The sequence below is a fragment of the Kitasatospora sp. NPDC057518 genome (genome assembly GCF_042802075.1).
In the GTDB taxonomy this organism is placed as follows: domain Bacteria; phylum Actinomycetota; class Actinomycetes; order Streptomycetales; family Streptomycetaceae; genus Kitasatospora.
The window spans coordinates 1-2,823 of sequence record NZ_JBHVEU010000690.1 but is presented as its reverse complement, the minus strand read 5'-3'; the positions used below and the strand labels follow the sequence as shown (position 1 = coordinate 2,823).

The window sequence follows — 2,823 nt, the reverse complement described above, 5'->3', positions numbered from 1 at the left end:
GCCCGTCCCGCCGGAGCGGGGACGGGCAGGACGCGGGGGGCGGGCCGCCGCACCACACAAGGGGTCGGCACCGCGGGCGCGGTGCCGGCCGGTCAGACGAGGGCGGCGAGCGCGGCCTCGTAGTTCGGCTCGTCGGCGATCTCCGCGACCAGCTCGGTGTGCAGGACGGTGTCGTTCTCGTCCAGGACGACGACCGCGCGCGCCGTCAGCCCGGCCAGCGGACCGTCGGCGATCGCCACACCGTAGACGTCGTGGAAGTCCCGCCCGCGCAGGGTGGACAGCGTCTTGACGTTCTCCAGGCCCTCCGCGCCGCAGAACCGGGCCTGCGCGAACGGCAGGTCCGCCGACACGCACAGCACCACGGTGTTCTCCAGCGAACCCGCCTTGGCGTTGAACGTGCGCACCGAGGTCGCGCAGGTCGGGGTGTCGATGCTGGGGAAGATGTTCAGGACCTTGCGCCGACCCGCGAAGTCCTTCAGCGACACGTCCGCGAGCCCCTCGCCGACCAGCGTGAACGACGGCGCCTGGCTGCCGGCGGCCGGCAGCGCGCCACCGACCTGCACCGGGTTCCCCTTCAGCGTGACCTGAGCCATGAAAAGCCTCCTACCAGCAGTGTGTACGGGATGCAACGCCGCCGATCCTACTGCCCGCCCCCACCCCCGCCCGGGGCGACCACCAATACCGGACACCCCGACCGGCCGGAACAGGAAACGGCAGCGGGAAGCGGGAACAGGGACCCGGACAGGGAAGCGGCGAACCGGCCCGCACGGGGCCCACCCCGCGGGCCCCGCCGCACGGACCGTCAACCCGCCCACCACACGCCCCCGCCCGCCGCACGGCCGCGCCCGTCCCCGCCCGCCGTACGGCCGCGCCCTGCGCCGGTGGTGTCCGGCCGCCCCCTGGCCGGGACCGGCCCGGCGTTCCCGGCGGACGGGGGCGGGGTGACGGCGGGCCGGGACCTGCCGCCCGGTCACGGGGGAGGCGGCACCCGCGGGCGCGCCTGCCGCCGCGGTCCCGGCCGCCGTCGCCGTCGGGCCCTGTCCGCTGCCGTAGCGCGGTCCCCCCGTGCCCCGCTGCGCCCCGCCGCGCACCCCGGGGGCGGTGACCTCCCCTCACCCCCTCCCGCTCCGGGGTCAGGCGCCGTCCGCCGCGGGCACGGTGAACCGCAGCCCGGTCAGTTCCTGCGACACCTCCCACAGCCGCCGGCCCGCCCGCGGGTCCTGGGCGCGAGGGGCGGGCGAGGTCAGCGCCGGGGCCCCGCGCAGTTCGCCCGGTCCGCCAGGCCCGTACAGCTCCCCGCCGCGCACCCCGGGGGCGGTCGCCGCGTGCAGCTGCGCCAGCGCCCCGCGGGCGGGCGTCTGCGCGAGCGGGCGCAGCAGGTGCCCGAACAGCAGCCGCACCGGTGCGACGGCGCCGGCGCGGGGCAGGGCGGTGGCGGCGTAGCCGGGGTGGGCGAGCACGCTGCGCACGGGGCTGCGGGCGGCGCTCAGGCGGCGGTGGAGTTCGAGGGCGAAGAGGGCGTTGGCGAGTTTGGACTGGTTGTAGTGGCCCATGGGGGAGTAGGCGCGCTCGCCGGTGAGGTCGTCGAAGTCGATGCGGGCGCGGCGGTGGTTGGCGGAGGTGACGGTGACCACGCGCGGGTCGCGGCCCTGGGCGAGCAGGTCGATCAGGTGGGCGGTGAGGGCGAAGTGGCCGAGGTGGTTGACGGCGAACTGGAGCTCGTGGCCGTGCGGGGTGAGGGTGCGCGGGGGTGCCATGACGCCGGCGTTGTTGACCAGGACGTCGGGGTGGACGCCGTCGGCGCGCAGGCGGGTGGCGAAGGCGTGTACGGAGTGGGGGTCGCCGAGGTCCAGGCGGCGTACCTCCAGGCGGGCGGCGGGGTGGGCGGCGCTCACGCGGGCCGCGGCGCGCCGGCCCTTGTCCTCGTCGCGTACGGCGAGTACGACGCGGGCGCCGCGGCGGGCGAGGGCGTCGGTGGTGGCCAGGCCCAGGCCGCTCGCGGCGCCGGTGACGACGAACACCCGCCCGTCCAGGTCCGGTTGCGGCTCCGGGCCGGGGCCCGGCCCGGGGGCGGGGGCGGGGCTGTGGTCGGGGGTGTGGTTGCTTCGGGGCGTACGACTCATACGGCTCAAGGTGCCCTTCCTGTCACCAAGTGTCAAGGTGGGCATTGGGCGTCGTGTGTGGCGTGGGGGCTAGGATGGGGCGGTGACCTCCCGACCCGCCGCCACCCTGGCCCAGCGCAAACGCCAGCTCGTGGCCGACGAGCTGACGCGGGCGGCGCTGGAGCTGCTGGCGGGCGGCGGGTTCGACGCCGTCACGGTGGACGAGATCGCCACCGCCGCGGGGGTGTCCAAGCGGACGTTCTTCCGCTACTTCGCGTCCAAGGAGGACGTGGTCGTCCGGTTCCTGGGCGCGCTCGGCGCGGCGATGCGCGAGGAGCTGGCCCGCCGCCCGGCGGGGGAGGCGCCCTCGGTGGCGCTGCGGCACGCGGTGTGGCGCAGTGTCGAGGACTGCGCCGGCCACGAGGATCGCGCCCGCCAGGTGGTGCGGCTGGTCCTGTCCACCCCCGCCCTGCTCGCGCGCTTCCTGGAGCGCCAGGCGCAGTGGCGCGACGACCTCGCCGAGGAGCTCGCCGCCCGCCTCGGCCTGGACGCCGGGCGCGAGCTGTACCCGCGGCTGGCCGCGGACATGGCGCTGGCGGCCTTCCACACGGTGCTCCAGCGCTGGAGCGCCGACGACGGCGCTGCCGGTGGCCGGGCCCGTGACCGCGTGATCGACGAGCGGTCCCCGCACCCCGGCGCGATGCTGGAGGGGTGAGGGAGG

General features: G+C 76.9%; 3 protein-coding genes. 1 reads left to right on the top strand and 2 read right to left on the bottom strand.

Translation table 11 applies throughout. From position 1 onward, the window contains the following. Positions 1 to 92: 92 nt before the first annotated feature. Positions 93 to 593, bottom strand: a complete 501-nt coding sequence (tpx, locus tag ACFU7Z_RS38410; RefSeq protein ID WP_049659074.1) for a thiol peroxidase — start codon at positions 591 to 593, stop codon at positions 93 to 95. A 540-nt stretch (positions 594 to 1,133) separates the two neighbouring features. Further along, positions 1,134 to 2,123 (bottom strand): oxidoreductase, encoded by a 990-nt coding sequence (locus ACFU7Z_RS38405; protein WP_380782759.1) that lies wholly within the window; start codon positions 2,121 to 2,123, stop codon positions 1,134 to 1,136. A gap of 82 nt (positions 2,124 to 2,205) precedes the next feature. Between ACFU7Z_RS38405 and ACFU7Z_RS38400 the strand changes: the two genes are divergently transcribed. Further along, positions 2,206 to 2,817, top strand: coding sequence for a TetR family transcriptional regulator (locus ACFU7Z_RS38400; RefSeq protein ID WP_380782757.1), 612 nt, complete (start codon positions 2,206 to 2,208; stop codon positions 2,815 to 2,817). Positions 2,818 to 2,823: the final 6 nt, after the last annotated feature.

What these genes read in the sequence shown, in the direction of transcription:
- tpx (WP_049659074.1), bottom strand. Translation starts at nt 593, where the DNA reads ATGGCTCAGGTCACGCTGAAGGGGAACCCGGTGCAGGTCGGTGGCGCG.
- ACFU7Z_RS38405 (WP_380782759.1), bottom strand. Translation starts at nt 2,123, where the DNA reads ATGAGTCGTACGCCCCGAAGCAACCACACCCCCGACCACAGCCCCGCC.